This window comes from Corynebacterium sp. CNCTC7651 (assembly GCF_021496665.1).
In the GTDB taxonomy this organism is placed as follows: Bacteria; Actinomycetota; Actinomycetes; order Mycobacteriales; family Mycobacteriaceae; genus Corynebacterium.
In genome coordinates this window covers 1,240,805-1,259,228 of sequence record NZ_CP071246.1, presented here as the reverse complement: position 1 = coordinate 1,259,228, position 18,424 = coordinate 1,240,805, and the positions used below count along the sequence as shown (strand labels likewise).

Sequence of the window (18,424 nt, the reverse complement as noted above, 5' to 3'; positions counted from 1 at the left end):
ACTATTCGCGTGGGAAACGTGAGACGGGTGTTCGCTGCGCGCAGGAAGAAAGTTGCGGCGGCCCTTGCTGTGTCGCTGTCACTGGGGGCTGCGGCGTGCAGCGGTGATCGTGCCGAAGAAGTAGCTGCGGAACCCATTGCCGGGTACCAAGTGGCGGGAGAGCTGCCCACTACCAATGCCGGCTCTCTTGAGGGCAATACCACGCTTGCGCAGAAGCTTTCCGGCCGCCTCTATCCCGGCGTCTACGTGCCGGGGCCGGAGGGGCAGCGCATCCCGAACACGGACCTGGTGACCACCCAGGCGATCCCCGGTGCCGGCAGCCGCGTCATTTACACCCTTTCGGAAGAGGCGGTGTTCTCGGATGGCACGCCGGTGACGTGTTCGGATTACCTGCTGGCATTCACCGCGGGCACCAACCCGGAGATCTTCGGCTCCCACATGCCGCTGTTCGACGACACGGCGGAGCTCACCTGCACCCCCGGCAGCAAGGAATTTTCCCTCATCTTCAAGGAGGGGCGCGGCGCCCGGTGGCGCGGCCTCTTCGAGGCAGGGACCGTGCTCCCCTCACATGCAGTTGCCGCCAAGCTGGAGATGAGCGTTGAGGAGCTGGACGATGCGTTGTATTCCGGCGAACTCTCCCGGCTTCGACCAATCGCTGAAGTGTGGCGCCACGGCTTCGACCTCAACAATTTCGATCCGGATCTGCAGGTCTCTTTCGGCCCGTACGTGATCCAGAGCGTGGGGGAGCACGGCGAGGTCACGCTGGCCGCGAACGAGTTCTACTACGGCGACGCTCCTATTGAACAGGAGCTTGTGGTGTGGCCCGGTTCCGTCGATACGGCAGAGCTTGCCGAAAGCGGCGAGCTGATGGTGGGGGACCTGCGCGATGCCAAGGCTCCCTGGTTCGACCCGAACGCAGAGGGCAACAGGCTTGATGTCACATCCACCGTCGGCCAGCTCACCGAGGTGCTGACGTTCCCTGAGGTGGGCACGTGGTCCTACCAGGACAACCGTCGGGCGTTGTCCCGCTGCGTGGATCCGCGCGGAGTCGCCGCTGCGTCTTCTGCCGTCGCGGGCATTGATGTCCCCGTCGCCCCGCTGCACGTGGTGCAGTGGGACGACCCCTTGGCGAAGCGGCTGGAGGGGGCTGCCCAGCAGCGCCTAGACGTGGATATCGCCGCTGCAAGCGCCCTTGCCGGTACCGAAGTGCGCATCGGTGCGCCGTACCCAAGCGAGCGTTACGCGGCGATGATCGAGGCGATGCGGGCAAGCTGCGAACCTGCCGGCATCACGATCGTGGACGTGACCGGCGACGGGAAGTCCCTGGCAGACCTGCCGCGGTTCCAATACGGGGAGTGGGGCGAGGAGATCATCGCCGAGGGCACGGTGGACGCGGTGCTACGGCCCATCGACCCGTTGATGGAGTACCCGGCGGCAAGCAACCGGCCCCAGAATTTGAGCACCATCGCCGGGCAGGAGCACTTCCTGTGGAACGTCCTGCCCTCAATCCCGCTGGCTGCCCAACCCGTCACGTTCGCAATTGACCGCAACGTGGGTAACGTAGTGCCGTACACAGGGTTGTCCGGCATTGGCTGGAACATGAACCGTTGGCAGTTCAAAGCCACCCAGCCCTAACTCCCGCAACTCAAGAACCGAGGAAGCCCGCACCATGTCCGAAAACCCCTACGCATCTGCCAAGGAAGCCCTCGCGGCGAAGATCCGCCGGGTGCCAGATTTCCCGGAGGAGGGCGTGCTGTTCGAGGACCTCACGCCGGTGCTCGCCGATCCGGACGCGTTGCACGCCGTAATCGAGGAGATGGCCCGCGCCTGCGAGGCCCTCGGTGCGGACATCATCGGCGGCCTTGACGCGCGCGGCTTCCTCCTCGGCTCCGCCGTGGCGTATGACATGGGCCTTGGCATCCTGGCGATTCGCAAGAAGGGCAAGCTGCCCCCGCCGGTGATCACCCAGGAGTACACCACGGAGTACAGCACCGCCGCGCTGGAAATCCCCGCCAACGGCATGGACCTGGCGGGCAAGAAGGTCGTGCTTGTGGACGACGTGCTGGCAACCGGCGGCACGCTTGTAGCCGCGACCGACCTCATCGAGCGCGCGGGCGGACAGGTCGTTGGCTACGTGGTGGTCCTGGAGGTTGAAGGCCTCGGCGGCCGCGACAAGCTCCCGGAGGGCACCGTGGTAGTGGTGGGCCAGTAGCCAACTCCGGGGCGCTAAACTAGAGCTTTCTTTGCTTTACGACGTTCAATTTCACCCCTGGATTCGGAGGGCACACGGTGACGCACGATAAACCCACGAAGCGTTCCGGCCCTACTGTGCGAAGCGTGTCTGCCCGCCTCGCGCGGTCTCTCACCGGTGGCGGGCGCGCGCGCACGAATCCCGTGTTGGACCCGCTGCTTTCCATCCACCGGAAATACCACCCGAAGGCGGACGTTGAGCTGCTCAATCGCGCCTACGAGACTGCGGAGCGGCTGCACGAGGGCGTGTACCGCAAGTCGGGCGACCCGTACATCACCCACCCGCTGTCCGTGGCCACCATCTGCGGCGAGCTGGGCATGGACACCACCACGTTGGTTGCCGCCCTGCTGCACGACACGGTGGAGGACACCGATTACAGCCTGGAGCAGCTGACCGAGGAGTTCGGCCCCGAAGTTGCCCGACTGGTCAACGGTGTGACCAAGCTGGACAAGGTTGCCTTGGGGGCTGCCGCGGAGGCGGAAACCATCCGCAAGATGATCGTGGCCATGGCGGAAGATCCGCGCGTGCTAGTGATCAAAGTGGCGGACCGGCTGCACAACATGCGCACCATGCGCTTCCTGCCGCCGGAAAAGCAGGCGAAGAAGGCGCGCGAAACGCTGGACGTTATCGCACCGCTGGCTCACCGCCTGGGAATGGCCAGTGTGAAGTGGGAGCTGGAAGACCTCGCCTTTGCCATCCTCTACCCGAAAAAGTACGAGGAGATTGTGCGGCTAGTGGCGGACCACGCCCCGTCGCGCGATCGGGCGCTGCACGAGATCACCACAGAGCTCCAGGCGGAGCTGCGCGCCAACGGCATTGACGGCGAAGTGATGGGGCGGCCGAAGCACTACTGGTCCATCTATCAGAAGATGGTGGTGCGCGGCCACGAGTTCAACGAGATCTTCGACCTCGTGGGCATCCGCGTCCTGGTAGACACGGTGCATGATTGCTACGCCGCGATCGGTGTGGTGCACGCCCTGTACTCGCCCATGCCGGGGCGGTTCAAAGACTACATCTCCAACCCGCGCTTCGGTGTCTACCAGTCCCTGCACACCACGGTGATGACGGACACCGGCCGGCCCCTCGAAGTGCAGGTGCGCACGCATGAGATGCACTACAACGCAGAGTTCGGCGTGGCTGCCCACTGGCGCTACAAGGAAACCAAGGGCTCCCACAAGGGTGATCAGGCCGAGGTTGACCAGATGGCGTGGATGCGCCAGCTGCTGGACTGGCAGAAGGAAGCGGCGGACCCGAACGAGTTCTTGGATTCGCTGCGCTACGACCTGACCAGCCAGCAGATCTTCGTGTTCACCCCGAAGGGCGACGTGGTGAACTTGCCCGCCGGTTCCACCCCGGTGGACTTCGCCTACGCGGTGCACACCGAGGTTGGCCACCGCTGCATTGGCGCAAAGGTCAACGGCAAACTTGTTGCGCTGGAGTCCGAACTCAAGTCCGGCGACCGCGTGGAGATCTTCACCTCCAAGGACCAGAACGCCGGCCCGTCCAGGGATTGGCAAGACTTCGTGGTCTCCCCGCGCGCGAAGTCCAAGATCCGCCAGTGGTTTGCCAAAGAACGCCGCGAGGAGCACCTCGAAGCTGGCCGCGATGCCCTAGCGGCAGAGGTGCAGCGTGGCGGATTGCCCATGCACCGCCTGTTCACCGCGGAATCTATGCGCCGCGTTGCCACGCAGCTGCACTACCCGGACGTAGACGCGCTGTATACCGCGATTGGCGCCGGCAACGTGTCCGCGCAGCACGTGAGCCGAGATCATCCAGCGTGCGTCGCGGCATGACGGCCCCGGCGTCCTTGTGCAGGGTAGCCCGGACGTGATGGCCAAGCTTGCCAAGTGCTGCCAGCCTGTGCCGGGTGATGAAATCTTCGGGTTTGTCACCCGTGGCGGGGGAGTCTCCGTGCATCGCGGCGACTGCACCAATGCGGCCAAGCTGCGCGAGGAGCCGGAGCGGCTTATCGACGTCGCGTGGGCCAACGCCAGCGGCACCGGAAGCGCCTCGCGCGCCACCCTCCAGGTTGAGGCGCTGGACCGCAACGGTTTGCTCGCAGAGCTTACCGGCGTGCTATCGGAGCAGAAGCTGCCCATCCTCGCACTTTCATCCCAAGCGGGGGATGATCGGGTGGCTACGGTGCGCCTCACCATCGAAGTCTCCGACATCAAACAGCTCGGCCAGATTATGAACCAGCTCCGCAACGTTGAGGGCGTCTTCGACATCTACCGGGTGACAGCGTAAGCGACTGCCGCTCGTAGCTTTTGGGCGAATACGGTGTGACAGAAAAGTGAATTTTTCCTGACCTCGAGGTTAGCTTCGCAGTTCAAACTGTCAGAACCATAACAGAGTCCTGCGTGTGGCTTGGGACACGGTTACAAAGTGGGGTGAACCTGTTGTCACCCTAAGGAGCTTTCCGTGTTTTCTTTCCGTCGCGTAGGTAGCCTCGTCGCTGCCACCACCGCAACCGCTGTCATTCTGTCCGGCGTCCCCGTCGCGTTTGCTGATGAGAATGGCAACATCGTCGACATTAAGGTCGCGAACTTCACCGACTTCCACGGCCGCCTCGAATACAAGCCGTCTACCACGACCAAGAAGGACGCTGCGGGCAACGCGGTGAAGGACGATAAGGGCAAGGACGTAAAGGTCGAAACCCCGAAGAAGGGTGACGAGATGGGTGCGGCACGTGTGGCTGGCATCATCGACTACCTGCGTGCACAGAACGAGAACCTCATTGTTACCAACTCCGGTGACAACCAGGGTGGCTCCGGCTTCGTATCCATGATTAACGAGAAGGATCAGCCAACGATGGACTTCCCGGTGACAACCAGGGTGGCTCCGGCTTCGTATCCATGATTAACGAGAAGGATCAGCCAACGATGGACTTCCTGCAGGCCATCGGCACCCACGGCAGCGCAGTGGGCAACCACGAGTTCGATCAGGGCTACTCCGACATCACCGGCCGCATCATGCGCGAGACGGCCGTTGAACACCAGAACGTCACTTCCGCCGATGACACCAAGTGGAAGAACCAGACCCAGCTCGGCGCTAACATCTTCTTGAAGGGGACCGACACCCGCGAGGTCAACCCTTACAACATTGTCGATGTTGATGGTGTCAAGGTTGCACTGATCGGCACCACCTCGACCCTCACCGTCACGAAGTCCGCACCGTCCAACGTCGCCGCAGTGGACATCAAGGATTCCGCTGAGTGGGTGAACAAGGAAGCTAAGGCGCTCAAGGATGCCGGCAAGGCTGACGTTGTCATCGCACTGATCCACGATGATGCGAAGGAGCGCGCCGATAAGCTCGACGCGAAGTACGTTGACTTCCTCTTCGGTGGCGATTCTCACGTGGTGTACGAGAACGCGGATGCTCCGGTTCCTTACGCGCAGGCGTGGGAGTACGGCAAGACCGTCATTGACATGGACTTCCAGTACGACAAGAAGGCAAAGAAAGTTGTTGGCAAGCCGACCTACAACTTCATCGACGCTTCTCAGCTGGCCGATCTCAAGATCACCCCGAATGTAAATGTTGAGAAGATCGTCACCGAAGCGAAGAAGAATGCTGACGAGCTGGGCAAGGAAGTTGTCGCGACTACCAAGGCTGACTTCAAGCGTGGTTCCAACCCGGGCGCGGAGCCTGGTTCTAACCGCGGTACCGAGTCCACTGCAAACAACATGTTGGCGCAGTCCGCAGTTCAGTCACTGAGCAAGTACATGGGTCGCGAGATCGACTTCGGCATCATGAATGCAGGCGGCGTGCGCGACGATCTGCCGAAGGGCGAGATCACCTACAAGGATGCTGTAACCGTTCAGCCCTTCGGCAACGGCATTTCCTTCGCAAAAATCAAGGGTTCCACCCTTAAGGAGATGCTCGAGAACCAGTGGCAGACCGAGGAGAAGACGGCCTCCTCCGGCCGTCCTCGCCTGGACATGGGCCTCTCCGACAACGTGGCTTACACCTACAACCCTGAGGCGGCGCGCGGCCAGCGTATTCAGAACCTCACTATCAACGGTGCGAATCTGGATCCGAACAAGGAGTACACGTTCGCTGCCTCCACCTTCCTGCTTGAGGGTGGTGACGACTTCCTTGATCCTTCTAAGATCATCGAGCGTCTGGACATTGGCTACAACGACACCCAAGCTCTGATCGACCACCTCAACGCTGACAGCATTGAGGTCCGCAAGGGCCAGAAGGACGTCGGTGTCGTCCTGCCGGAGGGTGGCCTGAAGGCTGGCAAGAACGAGATCAAGCTCACTTCGCTTTCCTACTCCTCCGAGGGCGAGCCGAAGGCTCAGAACGTCACCGTCAAGGTTGGCAAGGCAAAGGCTACCGCCAAGGTTGACAACAACGTCACCGACGCTGATAAGGGCTACGGCGAGCAGGGTCGCGCAACCGTGACCCTGAACATTCCGGCTGGCGTCACCGGCGCTCAGACCCTGGAGATCACCACCGACGCTGGCACCAAGGTCACCATGCCGGTCACCGTCGCTGGCAAGGGCGGCGACACCGGCACCGCACCGGGTGGCAACACCGGCGACAACACCACCTCTGGCTCCTCCGCAAGCAAGGCGCTCGCAGGCACCATCATCGGCACCTCAATCGCAATCCTGATCGCAATCGGCCTCGGTGGCTTCCTGGTCACCAACGCGGGCTTCCCGATTGCTTCCCTGATCCAGGCACAGTGGTAATCATTTAGCGGCCTCCCGCTAACTAGCGCCGTCCCACCCCTTCACGGAGGGGGAGTGGGGCGGCGCTTTCCGCATGCCATCCCGGTGCCTCAGCGTGTCAGGGGTATACCTAAAGCACGCAAAAACCGCCCGGCACCGGTGCCGAGCGGTCTGACGTTCCTCAGTTTACGGGCCGAGCAACTAAGCCCCAAGCTCCTACGGCTTGATGTACTTGTTAGCGAAGGAAGCGATGGTGCCAAGCAGGCCGATCAGAGCCGTAACCACTGCGATCCACTCTTGGATCTCCTTCGGGCTGATCTTCTTGCCGTCCTGGGAGGAAGAAGATGCCTTGGAATCGGTGGTGGAAACCGTCTTAGTAACGGCCTCCTTGTTGTTCACCACCGGCTGGGCGGAAGCGACGGTGACACCGGAGGTGAGCACAGCGGCAGCGGTACCTGCGGCGACAAGGCCCTTGCGGATCTGCATAACGTACATCCCATCTATGTGTGGACGGCTAGACAACGCTGGTCATAATAACTGCACGTCAATGGGAGCGCAATAGGGTCGGAAGCTTGCGTCGTCAAGCAAAGCCCTAGCGGACCGTGGCGGTCTTGATCCTGACTTCCTTGGCGGGGGTGCCGTCGGACGCCCCGCCCTCAACACCTGCCGCGGCGATCGCGTCCAGGGTGGCCAGGCCGGCGTCGTCGATCATGCCGAAGTAGGTGTACAGCGGCGGGAGGATGGACGGGCCGTAGTTGAGGAAGAACTGGGAGCCGTTTGTGCCCACGCCGGCGTTAGCCATGGCGATGGTGCCGCGCTCGTAGCGCTTCGGGTCGCTCTGCAGCATCATCGAACGGTACTGGTCACGCTCCTGGTCGCTGATGCCCTCGGGCAGGCCCAGCTGGGAATCGTCGACAGTAGCAAGCTCCTCATCGGTCGGGAACTCGTTGGCAAACTGGAAGCCCGGGCCGCCGGCGCCGGTGCCGGACGGGTCGCCGCACTGCAGCACCTTCAAACCGTCGCCGGTGGTCAGGCGGTGGCACACCGTGTCGTTGAAGTAGCCGTCCGCCGCCAAGTACTCAATAGCGTTGACGGTGCACGGGGAAACGGAGCGGTCCAGCTCCATCCCAATCGGGCCCTCGGTGGTATCCAGCTCCACGGTCACGGTGCCCTCCGCGGACACGCCCTCCGTCGGTGGGAGGCCGATAAAGTGCTCGTCGCGGCCGTCCTCGCTGTACTCGCAGTTCACGGTCGCCGGAAGCGCCTCGGTGCGCTGCGTTGCCAATGCCGCGTACTCGTTCGGGTCGAACTCGCTCTCCGCGGCGGTGGTTTCAGCGGCGGATTCTGCCGTGGTGGTCTCTTCGGAGGCAGTGACCTCTTCCTCAGACCCCTGCGTTGCCAGGAAGTAGATGCCGCCGCCCAGGGCCGCGATTACGGCCAGCGATGCTGCCGCCGTCACCCACGGGCGGGACTTCTGCTTGCGGTCGCGCGCCGCGAGTTCCTTCTCCAGGTTCGCCAGGGCGTCTTTGCCTCGCTGCTCGTTGCTAGCCACCGTGACCTCTTTCCTCATGCTTGTGCACCCGCGCGGGCCGCGCGCGGGAAAGTGAACGGTCAAAGCCTAGCAGCAGCCCGGTTCTGCACCGGCACCCTCGCGGCAGCACCCTCGCGGCGGGCCTAGGATTGCAGCATGCAGATCGCAGGATTCTCCACCGGGCCGTACCAGACCAATTGCTATGTTGTGGTCAACGAGGAGATCGGCCACGCGTTTGTGGTGGATCCCGGCCTGGGCGCAGCGCCGCGGGTGCAGCAAATCCTCGCGGAGCAGGGCGTGCAGCTCAGTGCTGTACTGCTCACCCACGGACACCTGGACCATGTCCGCGACGCCGCTGAACTCGCCGTTCCGGTCTACATCCACCCCGCGGACGCGTTCATGCTGCAAGGCGGCGTGCCGGAGCATTCCCGCACGCTTTTCGACGCTCATTCGATGCGCCTCCCAGCCGACATCCGCGACCTCGAAGACGGCGCGACCATTGAGGTAGCCGGCGTGGAACTTACCGTTAGCCACGCACCTGGGCACTCGCCGGGCAGTGTGCTGCTGAGCATGGATGAGATCGTGTTCGGCGGGGACGTGCTATTTAGAGGTTCTATCGGGCGGACGGATCTGGAGTACTCAGATCCGGCTGCCATGCGGGAGACACTCCGCGGTCCGGTGTGGGAACTGGACGATACGGCGACGGTGCTGCCGGGGCATGGTCCCGTGACCTCTGTCAAGCAAGAGCGAGCGAGCAACCCCTTCCTGCGCGAGGCGAATGCGCGCCGGTTGTAAACTGGTCCGACGTGAGCGAGAAGAATAAGTTCCAGGCCCTTTCCGCCCCGAAAGGTGTGCCGGATTACGTCCCGCCGGCATCCGCAACCTTTATTAAGGTGCGCGACGAGTTTGCAAAGCAGGCCCGCCTCGCGGGCTACCAGCACATCGAGCTGCCGGTGTTCGAGGACACCACGCTGTTCGCCCGCGGCGTGGGCGAATCCACGGATGTGGTGAGCAAGGAGATGTACACCTTCGAGGACCGCGGCGAGCGTTCGGTCACGCTGCGGCCGGAGGGCACCGCGGGCGTGATGCGCGCGGTGATTGAGCACAACCTGGACCGCGGCTACCTGCCGGTGAAGCTGAATTACTACGGCCCGTTCTTCCGCTATGAGCGCCCGCAGGCCGGCCGCTACCGCCAGCTGCAGCAGGTGGGCGTGGAGGCTATCGGTGTGGATGATCCGCTGCTGGACGCGGAGATTATCGCGCTGGCGGACCGCTGCTACCGCTCCGTGGGGTTGACCGGCTTCCGGCTCGAGCTGACCAGCTTGGGCTGCGCCGAATGCCGTCCTACCTACCGCGAAAAGCTGCAGGCGTTCCTCTTCGACCTGCCGTTGGATGAGGAAACCCGCCACCGCGCCGAAATCAACCCGCTACGCGTTCTGGACGATAAGCGCGAGGATGTCCGCGCAATGACCGAGGCCGCGCCGCTGATGCTGGACCACCTCTGCGAGGGCTGCCGCGCCCACTTCGACACCGTGACGTCCACTCTCGATGCCCTGGGCGTGGCGTACGTGATCAACGCGCGCATGGTCCGCGGCCTGGATTACTACACCAAGACCACGTTCGAGTTCGTGCACGACGGCCTCGGCGCGCAGTCCGGCATCGGCGGTGGCGGGCGCTACGACGGGCTCATGGCGCAGATCGGCGGCCAGGATCTCTCCGGCATCGGTTTCGGCCTCGGCGTGGACCGCACCGTGCTCGCCCTCGAAGCGGAGGGCGTAGTGCTGGACGGGGTTGATGCCCGCGTGGACGTTTTCGGTGTCGCCATCGGCGACGCTGCGCAGCAGCGCATGGCGTTGCTTATCGACGATCTCCGCGCCAACGGCATCGCCGCAGACATGGCGTACGGCGGCCGCGGCCTCAAGGGCGCGATGAAGGGCGCGGACCGCGCAGGCGCACACACCGCGCTTGTGCTCGGCGATCGCGAGCTAGAGGCCGGCGAGGTGACCGTGAAGAACCTGAAAACCCAGGAGCAGCAGACCGTGCCGCTCGATCCGGGCGCAGTGATCGACGCGATCTTTCTTCCGGCCGAGTAGCGCTAGCACTCCGTGATGTTCACGGGCAGGCCAAGCTGCACTGCCAGCCCGCCCATGGACGTCTCCTTGTACTTGGTCATCATGTCGCGGCCGGTGGAAGCCATCGTTTCCACCACGTCGTCCAGGGTGACGATGTTGGTGCCGTCGCCAAGCTTGGCCAGGCGCGCAGCGTTGATGGCCTTCACGCCGCCGATGGCGTTGCGTTCGATGCACGGCACCTGCACAAGGCCGCCCACCGGGTCGCAGGTCAAGCCCAGGTTGTGCTCCAGCGCGATCTCGGCGGCGTTTTCCACCTGCTGCGGGGAGCCGCCCAGGATCGCGCACATGCCCGCGGCGGCCATGGAGGATGCGGAGCCTACCTCGCCCTGGCATCCCACCTCCGCGCCGGAAATGGAAGCGTTTGTCTTGATTATCGCGCCGATGGCACCAGCGGTGAGCAGAAACTCGCGTGCGCGCTGGGTGTCAAAATCATCCATAAAGTCCCGGCAGTAATGCATCACCGCGGGGATGATGCCTGCCGCACCGTTGGTGGGCGCGGTGACAATCTGCCCGTGCGCCGCGTTCTCCTCGTTCACAGCCAGCGCGTACAGGTTCACCCATTCCATCGCATCTAATCCGCGGGCAGTGGATGCCTGGTACTCCGCCGTGAGCAAGCGGTGCAGCCGATTCGCGCGGCGCCGCACGTTCAGCCCGCCGGGCAGCGTACCTTCCGTCTTCAGCCCGTGCGCCACGCACTCCTGCATCACGTCCCACACCGCATCCAGGTGCGCATTCAGCGTTTCCCGGCCGTGAATAGCTTCCTCGTTCGCCAGCATCAGCTCGGCGATGGTCAACCCGTGGCGCTCGCACTGCGCAATGAGCTGCTGACCGTTGCTGAACGGGTAGGGGACAGCGTCCGCGTGCGCGGCAGTAGCCACGCCCGTTTCATTGTGGTGCTCCGCCATGCCTTCGCGGTCAAGGATGAAGCCGCCGCCGACGGAGTAGTACTCTTCCTGCGCAGCCAGCAGGTTGCCATCGGCGTCCCACGCATCAAAAAGTAAGCAGTTCGGGTGCTGCTCCACCGGCATGGGATCAAAAACCAGCTCATAGTGCACCGACCCGTCCGGCCCGTCGATCGTTCCGACCGCCGGAATTGGATCCCCAGGCTTCGGCGCCACGTCCGCGCTGGTGTTCGTCGGCGTGTAGCCCACCAATCCAAGCAGCACCGCGCGGTCGGTGCCGTGCCCGATACCGGTCGCGGCCAGCGATCCGCGCAGCTCCACCCGCACTGTCGCAGGGAGCTTCCCCAGCTTTTCGACGAAAGCATTCGCCGCCCGCATCGGACCCACCGTGTGGGATGATGACGGGCCGATGCCAATGCTGAACAGGTCCACGACGCTCACCGTGCTTTGAGGCATGGGCGCAGTGTACCCGCGTGTTCTACACCTCGTCTGCGAGAGCGGGGATGTCTGTGGCCCCGACGATGGCAATGGGCCGCTGCGTGGGCTGGCCATGCTCCGTGATGATCACGATGCGGGGCAGCGCGCCCGAATCAAGCGGGGTAGTCAAGGCGTCGATGGCCATCGCGGCGGTGGCAGTACGGGGGAGGAACGCGGCCGTGTCGTGCTGCCCGGAGAGCTTCAGCGCCTCGGCGACGGTAGTGACCTCGCCCTCGGCGTCGATAGGATTGCCCCGCTCCAACTCGGCCGACACCCACCGCGCGATGGCGTTGGTGGTGAGCAGGCCGACGCAGGTGCCGCCCTCGTAGATGGGGAACTGGGTGTGCCCGGTCTCGCGGATCGCGTGCAGGGGCTCGAGAATGTCATCATCCGGCGCAAAGGTGACCACTTGCTGGCCTTGCCCAACCACGTGGACCGCCAGAGTGGGCTCCACCAGAGAATCGCGGATCCGGCGAATCTCGTCCACCGTCTCCTGCAGCGGCTCCGCGATCGGCCGGAAATCGCGATACTCGCCGTGGCTGATGGCGTTGCGCAGCTCGGCGAACTCCTTCAGATCATCCGCCTGGTCGCGGGTGAGCACGCCTCGCTTTGCGCCCTGCGTGCACATCCATTTGAAGGAGTCCGTCTTCTTGGCGCCCAGCGCGTCCCGCAGAAACGCCTCAATCTCATTGAAGGCGGCAAGGAACGCGACGGCGCGGGTGGGTTCTTCGGCTGCCACTACTGCTGGTACACGCCGCGGTTGAGGGTGTCGCAGGCAGCCATCTTGCCGGTCTGGTAACCGGACATGAACGCCTCGCCGCGCTGCTCGGAGGAACCGTGGGTCCACGCATCCGGGTCAACCTCGCCGCCGGAGCGGCGCTGAATGTTGTCGTCGCCGATCGCCCGGGCCGTCTGGATGGCCTCCCTGAGCTGCTGATCCGAGATCGGCTCCAGGATCTGCTGCTGCTCCGCGTAGTGCGCCCAGATGCCGGCGTAGCAGTCCGCCTGCAGCTCAAGTGCCACAGCGGCGGAGTCCTCGCCCGGGTTCTTGTAGTCGCTCAATCCCAGCGTGCCTTCGATGTGCTGGATGTGGTGGCCCATCTCGTGCGCGGTGGCGTACTCCTGCGCCAGCGGGCCGGCGTTACCGCCGAGCTGTCGCAGCTGGTTGAAGAAGGAGACATCAAGGTATGCCGTCTCATCGCGCGGGCAGTAGAACGGGCCGGTATCGGAGGTGGCGTAGCCGCAGCCGGTAGTCACATCGCCCTTGAAAATGTGCATGCCCGCCTGGCGGTATTGCAGCCCAGCCTGCTCCGGCAGCACGTGGGACCAGACCTCATCCACGGATCGGACCGTGGCTTCTGCACGGCAGTCGTCGTACTCGTTGGCCGCGTTCGGGGCATCGCAGTGATCCAGGCTGTAGCCGCCCTGCGACTGGTTCTGGCCCGCGGGCTGCTGGCCGCCTCCGCCGCCGAAGCCGCCGAAGAGAAAGAGGAGCAGCAGCACCAGCAGCACCGTGCCGATGCCGCCGCCGCCCAGCATCATCGGAAGCGCGAGCGCACCTGGACCCATGCGGGCCGGGGCACGGCCGGACCCAGCGCTGCTTTGGGCGCGTCGGCCTGCGCCCTGGCCGTAATTACCCTTGAATGTCATGCCACGCATTTTGCCAAACATCTCCACGCTGTGTGTTCGGGGCGCGGTGCTATGGAACGTCGTCAAGCAAAAGCCCCCTACCAAGGCCTGTGGGCAGGCGCTGGGGCCAAGCGGTAGAATCTTCGGCGTTACTTAGCCCTCAACTGGAAGGACGAGGAAGAAACCGTGCTGCGCACTCACCTTGCGGGGAACCTCAACAAAGAACTCGACGGCCAGGCTGTCACCCTCACCGGCTGGGTGGCACGCCGGCGCGACCACGGCGGCGTGATCTTCATTGACCTGCGCGACCGCTCGGGCCTGGCCCAGGTGGTGTTCCGCGAGTCTGACGTGGCTGAGGCGGCGCACGACCTGCGCAGCGAGTTTGTCATCCAGGTCACCGGTGTTGTGGAGCCGCGCCCGGAGGGTTCCGCGAACCCGAACTTGGCGTCCGGCGAGATTGAGGTCAACGCAACCGAGCTCACCGTGCTGAACAAGTCCGCTGCGCTGCCGTTCCAGATCGAGGATGCGTCTTCTAACGAGGTGGGCGAGGAAACCCGCCTGAAGTACCGCTATCTGGACCTGCGCCGCGACCGCCAGGCAGAGGCGCTGCGCCTGCGTTCCGCCGCGAACCGCGCTGCCCGTCGCGTGCTGGATAACCACGACTTCGTGGAGATTGAGACACCGACGCTCACCCGTTCCACCCCGGAGGGCGCGCGCGACTTCCTGGTGCCGGCGCGTCTGAAACCGGGTTCCTGGTACGCCCTGCCGCAGTCCCCGCAGCTGTTCAAGCAGCTGCTGATGGTCGCTGGCATGGAGCGCTACTACCAGATCGCGCGCTGCTACCGCGACGAGGACTTCCGTGCGGACCGCCAGCCGGAGTTCACCCAGCTGGACGTTGAGGCATCCTTCGTGGACCAGGACGACATCATCGCCCTGGCCGAGGAGATCCTCGTGGAGCTGTGGAAGCTCATCGGGTACAACATCCAGACGCCGATTGCGCGCATGACCTACAAGGAAGCGATGGAAAAGTACGGTTCGGACAAGCCGGACCTGCGCTTTGACATCCCGCTGGTGGAGTGCACTGAGTTCTTCAAGGATACCCCGTTCCGCGTGTTCCAGGCGGAGTACGTGGGTGCCGTGGTCATGGAAGGCGGCGCCTCCCAGCCCCGTCGCCAGCTTGATGCCTGGCAGGAGTGGGCGAAGCAGCGCGGTGCGAAGGGCCTTGCATACATCCTGGTGCAGGAGGACGGCGAGCTGACCGGCCCGGTGGCCAAGAACATCACCGACGAGGAGAAGGCCGGCATTGCGGAGCACGTCGGCGCCAAGCCGGGCGACGCTATCTTCTTCGCCGCCGGTGACACCAAGGCATCCCGTGCGCTGCTGGGTGCGGCCCGCGGCGAGATCGCCCGCAAGCTCGACCTGATCGAGGAGGGCGACTGGGCCTTCACCTGGGTTGTGGATGCCCCGCTGTTCGAGCCGGCTGCAGATGCCACCGCCTCCGGCGATGTTGCGCTGGGCCACTCCAAGTGGACCGCCGTGCACCACGCGTTCACCTCTCCGAAGCCGGAGTACATGGACACCTTCGACTCTGAGCCGGGCGAGGCGCTGGCTTATGCATACGACATCGTGTGCAACGGCAACGAGATCGGCGGCGGCTCCATCCGTATCCACCAGCGCGCGGTGCAGGAGCGCGTGTTTGAGGTCATGGGCATCACCGAGGAGGAGGCGCAGGAGAAGTTCGGCTTCCTGCTCGACGCCTTCGCGTTCGGCGCACCGCCGCACGGTGGCATCGCGTTCGGCTGGGACCGCATCGTATCCCTGCTCGGCGGCTTCGACTCCATCCGCGACGTCATCGCATTCCCGAAGTCCGGCGGCGGCGTTGACCCGCTGACGGACGCTCCGGCGCCGATCCCGGCCGCACAGCGCGCGGAGACCGGCGTGGACTTCAAGCCGAAGAAGCAGGATGCGGAGGGCAAGCGCCACAACGAGGTGACCCTGGAGAACCAGGCCCAGGACAACGAGGCCGAAGCCGCGGGCGCCGGGACCACCAAGTAGCCGGGACCACCAAGTAGCCGGGTCGACCAAGTAGCACGGGAGACCATGTAGCGGGGGCGGGCAACCGCCCAACCCCGCCGCCTGCTTAAGGGAGTGAGACGATGGAGCAGGATGCCGTCATCGCAGCAGCGGAAGAGATTCTGACCAAGCGTTACGGAGGGATCCAACGCCTGAGCGATGTCACCCGCCTCAGCGGCAGCGGCCAAGCCGGCGTGTTTCGCGCGCGCGTGGCCCACAACCCGTTTCTGCAGCACCGTTCTGTGGTGATCAAGCACGCCCCGGAAACGGGATACGCGTTGGATGATGCCGCGTTTCTGCGCGAGGTTGTCGCATACCAATTCACCACCTCGCTGAGCAGCGAGGTGCGCCCCGGCCCGGTGCTGCTGGGGTACGACACCGCCAAGCGGATGCTCATCATCTCCGACTCCGGCGACGGCGATACGCTGGCCGCGATGCTGGAGGAGGCGAACGAGGCGCAGCTGGTGCAGATCCTGCGCAACCTGGGCACGGCCTTGGGCCGGATGCATGCTGGGACGGCGGGGAAAGAGGAGCAGTTCAACGTCCTGTTCACGCGCCTGACACGATCCCGCACGGGAGCGGAGCGCATCCAGGCGCTGCGCGATCGCCTGCTTGCCCACCGCATTCGATTGGGCCTGGCCATGGTGGAGCAGAGCGGTATCGAGGTTCCCACCGAAGTCAGCCTCACCGCAGCCAACATCCAGAACCGGCTGCTGCGCGGAGGAGTGCGCGCGTTCACGCGTACACCGACCGCGGCACCCAGTTCTTGGACTACGAGTGGGCAGGCTTCCGCGACGCCACGTTTGACGTCGCCTTCGTAGTCGCCGGGTTCCCGCTCTACATTTCCCCGCAGCATTTCAACGAGGACGCCGTGCACGCCTTCATCGATGCCTGGCTGGCAGAGGTCGCGGACACCTGGCCGCTGCTGAAGCACGAAGACACCCTGCAGGCGCGCATCACGGGCTCGCTGATCGGCTGGGCGCTCTCCAGCCTCTCCGTGCTCAACCCTGTCGCACTAGCTGAGGTTGTGGCTGGCGACGAGGAACTGGCCGCGGAGTTTGAACGCGCCGGCATAGACTTCGAAGAGGACATCGAGGAGGTCGACGCGCCCGCCACAGGCGACGTCCTCCGTCCGGGCAACCAAGGTCCGTTCACCGCCGCGGAACGCATGGTGCGGGAGGACTTGCACGAGACGTTTAGGGCCCTGGCCAGCTACGCGGGCACTGGGCGCGACCCGGCGTACCTGGTGATCGCAGACTTCGCTGACCGCGTGGCTACCAGGTTGCGATGACGCAGGCTGGTCTCTTTGGGGGCGTGTTTGATGAGGACGCTGGGGAGAAGCGGACGTCGGCAAGCAACATGCCCGGCGCGCGCGGTGCCAGCTTTTTCGAAGCGGGGAGCGATGCCCCGTTGGCGGCGAGGATGCGTCCCCGCAGTCTGGACGAGATCGCGGGCCAGCGCCATCTTCTTTCCGAAGGTAAACCGCTGCGTCGGCTGGTGGAGGGGTAAACCGCTGCGTCGGCTGGTGGAGGGCTCCGGCGCGGCGTCGGTGATCTTGTACGGCCCGCCGGGCACGGGCAAGACGACGATCGCCTCTCTCATCGCGCAGACGATGGGGCAGAGCTTTGTGGGTCTTTCGGCGCTGACTTCCGGGGTGAAAGAGGTGCGCCAAGTGATCGACACTGCCCGGCACGATCTTGTGCGCGGCGAGAAGACGGTGCTGTTCATCGATGAGGTCCACCGTTTCTCCAAAACGCAGCAGGACGCGCTCTTGGCCGCGGTGGAAAACCGCACCGTGCTCCTTGTCGCCGCGACCACCGAAAACCCGAGCTTCTCCGTCGTCGCGCCACTTTTGTCCCGCTCCTTGCTGCTCAAGCTCGAGCCCTTGAGCGACGACGACATCCGCGGCGTGCTTAGCCGCGCCGTTTCGGACGAGCGCGGCCTGGGCGGGGGCATTGTGCTTGACGACGATGCACGGGACCAGCTTGTCCTCCTCGCCGGCGGGGATGCCCGCCGGGCCTTGACGTACCTTGAGGCGGCGGCGGAAGCCGTGCCGGAGGGCGGCACGGTGACCGTGGATGTGGTGCGGGACAACGTGAACCGCGCGGTGGTGCGCTACGACCGTGATGGGGACCAGCACTATGACGTGACCAGCGCGTTCATTAAATCCATCCGCGGTTCCGATGTAGATGCGGCGCTGCATTACCTGGCCCGCATGATTGAGGCGGGGGAGGACCCGCGCTTCATCGCGCGCCGGTTGGTGATCCACGCCTCCGAAGACATCGGCATGGCGGACCCGACAGCGCTGCAGACTGCTACTGCGGCGGCGCAGGCTGTGCAGTTCATCGGCATGCCGGAGGGGCGACTCGCGCTGGCGCAAGCCACGATTCACCTTGCCACCGCGCCGAAATCCGCGGCGGTGTACCAAGCGATTGCGGCAGCCCAGGAGGATGTGCGGGCGGGCAACGTTGGTCCTGTGCCCGCCCACCTGCGCGATGGCCACTACCAGGGTGCAAAGGCGCTGGGCCACGCGGTGGGGTACCTGTACCCGCACGATGACCCGCGGGGCGTGGTGGAGCAGCAGTACATTCCCGACGGTTTGGAGGATCGCGTGTACTACGAACCCACAGACCACGGGGCCGAGAAACGCATCAGCGAGTACCTTGGCAGACTGCGCAGGATGGTGCGCGGGCGCTAGCGGCGGGGGCGGCAAAGGCTGCGGCATTGCGCGGGTAAAGTGGTGCGGGATTGAC

Annotated in this window: 14 protein-coding genes and 2 pseudogenes; 11 read left to right on the top strand and 5 right to left on the bottom strand. The window is 64.6% G+C overall.

Annotated elements, in window-relative coordinates; genetic code table 11:
• Positions 1-9: 9 nt before the first annotated feature.
• From JZY91_RS06065 to JZY91_RS06045, 5 genes and pseudogenes are all read left to right on the top strand, one after another.
• Positions 10-1,635 carry an ABC transporter substrate-binding protein gene (locus JZY91_RS06065; protein ID WP_234947001.1) on the top strand — a complete coding sequence of 542 codons (1,626 nt, stop codon included), beginning with the start codon at positions 10-12 and terminating at the stop codon, positions 1,633-1,635.
• Between the two features lie 34 nt (positions 1,636-1,669).
• Positions 1,670-2,212 (top strand): adenine phosphoribosyltransferase, encoded by a 543-nt coding sequence (locus JZY91_RS06060; protein ID WP_234947000.1) that lies wholly within the window; start codon positions 1,670-1,672, stop codon positions 2,210-2,212.
• A 77-nt stretch (positions 2,213-2,289) separates the two neighbouring features.
• Positions 2,290-4,498 (top strand): annotated as a pseudogene (locus tag JZY91_RS06055) (bifunctional (p)ppGpp synthetase/guanosine-3',5'-bis(diphosphate) 3'-pyrophosphohydrolase).
• A gap of 174 nt (positions 4,499-4,672) precedes the next feature.
• Complete coding sequence (locus JZY91_RS06050) at positions 4,673-5,110, top strand: hypothetical protein (RefSeq protein WP_234946999.1); 438 nt, start codon at positions 4,673-4,675, stop codon at positions 5,108-5,110.
• Positions 5,107-6,948: a bifunctional UDP-sugar hydrolase/5'-nucleotidase gene (locus JZY91_RS06045; RefSeq protein WP_234946998.1), complete on the top strand. Its 1,842-nt coding sequence runs from the start codon at positions 5,107-5,109 to the stop codon at positions 6,946-6,948. Before JZY91_RS06050 ends, JZY91_RS06045 begins: the two co-directional genes overlap by 4 nt.
• A gap of 195 nt (positions 6,949-7,143) precedes the next feature.
• Here the strand turns inward: JZY91_RS06045 and JZY91_RS06040 are convergent, their stop codons facing one another.
• The gene (locus JZY91_RS06040) at positions 7,144-7,413 is read right to left on the bottom strand and encodes a hypothetical protein (RefSeq protein ID WP_234946997.1); all 270 of its coding nucleotides are present in this window, start codon (positions 7,411-7,413) and stop codon (positions 7,144-7,146) included.
• Between the two features lie 106 nt (positions 7,414-7,519).
• A complete protein-coding gene (locus JZY91_RS06035; protein ID WP_234946996.1) occupies positions 7,520-8,479 on the bottom strand; it encodes a peptidylprolyl isomerase in 960 nt (319 codons plus the stop codon).
• A 135-nt stretch (positions 8,480-8,614) separates the two neighbouring features.
• On the opposite strand from JZY91_RS06035, the gene JZY91_RS06030 reads away from it, so the two are divergent.
• Both JZY91_RS06030 and hisS read left to right on the top strand, forming a co-directional pair.
• On the top strand, positions 8,615-9,253 hold the full coding sequence (locus tag JZY91_RS06030) for an MBL fold metallo-hydrolase (protein ID WP_234946995.1): 639 nt from the start codon (positions 8,615-8,617) through the stop codon (positions 9,251-9,253).
• Between the two features lie 11 nt (positions 9,254-9,264).
• On the top strand, positions 9,265-10,551 hold the full coding sequence (hisS, locus tag JZY91_RS06025) for a histidine--tRNA ligase (protein ID WP_234946994.1): 1,287 nt from the start codon (positions 9,265-9,267) through the stop codon (positions 10,549-10,551).
• Positions 10,552-10,553: 2 nt separating this feature from the next.
• Here the strand turns inward: hisS and JZY91_RS06020 are convergent, their stop codons facing one another.
• Genes JZY91_RS06020 through JZY91_RS06010 form a run of 3 tightly spaced genes read right to left on the bottom strand, consistent with a single transcriptional unit; the run spans position 10,554 to position 13,619 of the window.
• On the bottom strand, positions 10,554-11,948 hold the full coding sequence (locus JZY91_RS06020; protein ID WP_234946993.1) for an L-serine ammonia-lyase: 1,395 nt from the start codon (positions 11,946-11,948) through the stop codon (positions 10,554-10,556).
• Positions 11,949-11,970: 22 nt separating this feature from the next.
• Entirely contained in the window at positions 11,971-12,708 is a 738-nt protein-coding gene (locus tag JZY91_RS06015) for a CBS domain-containing protein (protein ID WP_234946992.1), read from the bottom strand.
• The gene (locus tag JZY91_RS06010; RefSeq protein WP_234946991.1) at positions 12,708-13,619 is read right to left on the bottom strand and encodes a neutral zinc metallopeptidase; all 912 of its coding nucleotides are present in this window, start codon (positions 13,617-13,619) and stop codon (positions 12,708-12,710) included. The genes JZY91_RS06015 and JZY91_RS06010 overlap by 1 nt, the downstream gene beginning before the upstream one ends.
• Positions 13,620-13,784: 165 nt before the next feature.
• On the opposite strand from JZY91_RS06010, the gene aspS reads away from it, so the two are divergent.
• The 4 genes and pseudogenes from aspS (at position 13,785) to JZY91_RS05995 (ending at position 18,369) form a co-directional block, all read left to right on the top strand.
• Positions 13,785-15,653: an aspartate--tRNA ligase gene (gene aspS / locus JZY91_RS06005; protein WP_234946990.1), complete on the top strand. Its 1,869-nt coding sequence runs from the start codon at positions 13,785-13,787 to the stop codon at positions 15,651-15,653.
• A 101-nt stretch (positions 15,654-15,754) separates the two neighbouring features.
• Positions 15,755-16,492 carry a hypothetical protein gene (locus JZY91_RS11865; protein ID WP_370639198.1) on the top strand — a complete coding sequence of 246 codons (738 nt, stop codon included), beginning with the start codon at positions 15,755-15,757 and terminating at the stop codon, positions 16,490-16,492.
• Positions 16,438-16,962: a hypothetical protein gene (locus JZY91_RS11860; RefSeq protein ID WP_370639197.1), complete on the top strand. Its 525-nt coding sequence runs from the start codon at positions 16,438-16,440 to the stop codon at positions 16,960-16,962. The genes JZY91_RS11865 and JZY91_RS11860 overlap by 55 nt, the downstream gene beginning before the upstream one ends.
• Positions 16,959-18,369, top strand: a pseudogene (locus tag JZY91_RS05995) (replication-associated recombination protein A). Before JZY91_RS11860 ends, JZY91_RS05995 begins: the two are co-directional and overlap by 4 nt.
• Positions 18,370-18,424: the final 55 nt, after the last annotated feature.

Excerpts from the sequence above, each read along its gene's own strand:
- JZY91_RS11865 (WP_370639198.1), top strand. The coding sequence starts at position 15,755 with ATGGAGCAGGATGCCGTCATCGCAGCAGCGGAAGAGATTCTGACCAAG.
- JZY91_RS06045 (WP_234946998.1), top strand. The coding sequence starts at position 5,107 with ATGATTAACGAGAAGGATCAGCCAACGATGGACTTCCTGCAGGCCATC.
- JZY91_RS06030 (WP_234946995.1), top strand. The coding sequence starts at position 8,615 with ATGCAGATCGCAGGATTCTCCACCGGGCCGTACCAGACCAATTGCTAT.
- JZY91_RS06020 (WP_234946993.1), bottom strand. The coding sequence starts at position 11,948 with ATGCCTCAAAGCACGGTGAGCGTCGTGGACCTGTTCAGCATTGGCATC.
- JZY91_RS06040 (WP_234946997.1), bottom strand. The coding sequence starts at position 7,413 with ATGCAGATCCGCAAGGGCCTTGTCGCCGCAGGTACCGCTGCCGCTGTG.
- JZY91_RS06010 (WP_234946991.1), bottom strand. The coding sequence starts at position 13,619 with ATGACATTCAAGGGTAATTACGGCCAGGGCGCAGGCCGACGCGCCCAA.
- JZY91_RS06060 (WP_234947000.1), top strand. The coding sequence starts at position 1,670 with ATGTCCGAAAACCCCTACGCATCTGCCAAGGAAGCCCTCGCGGCGAAG.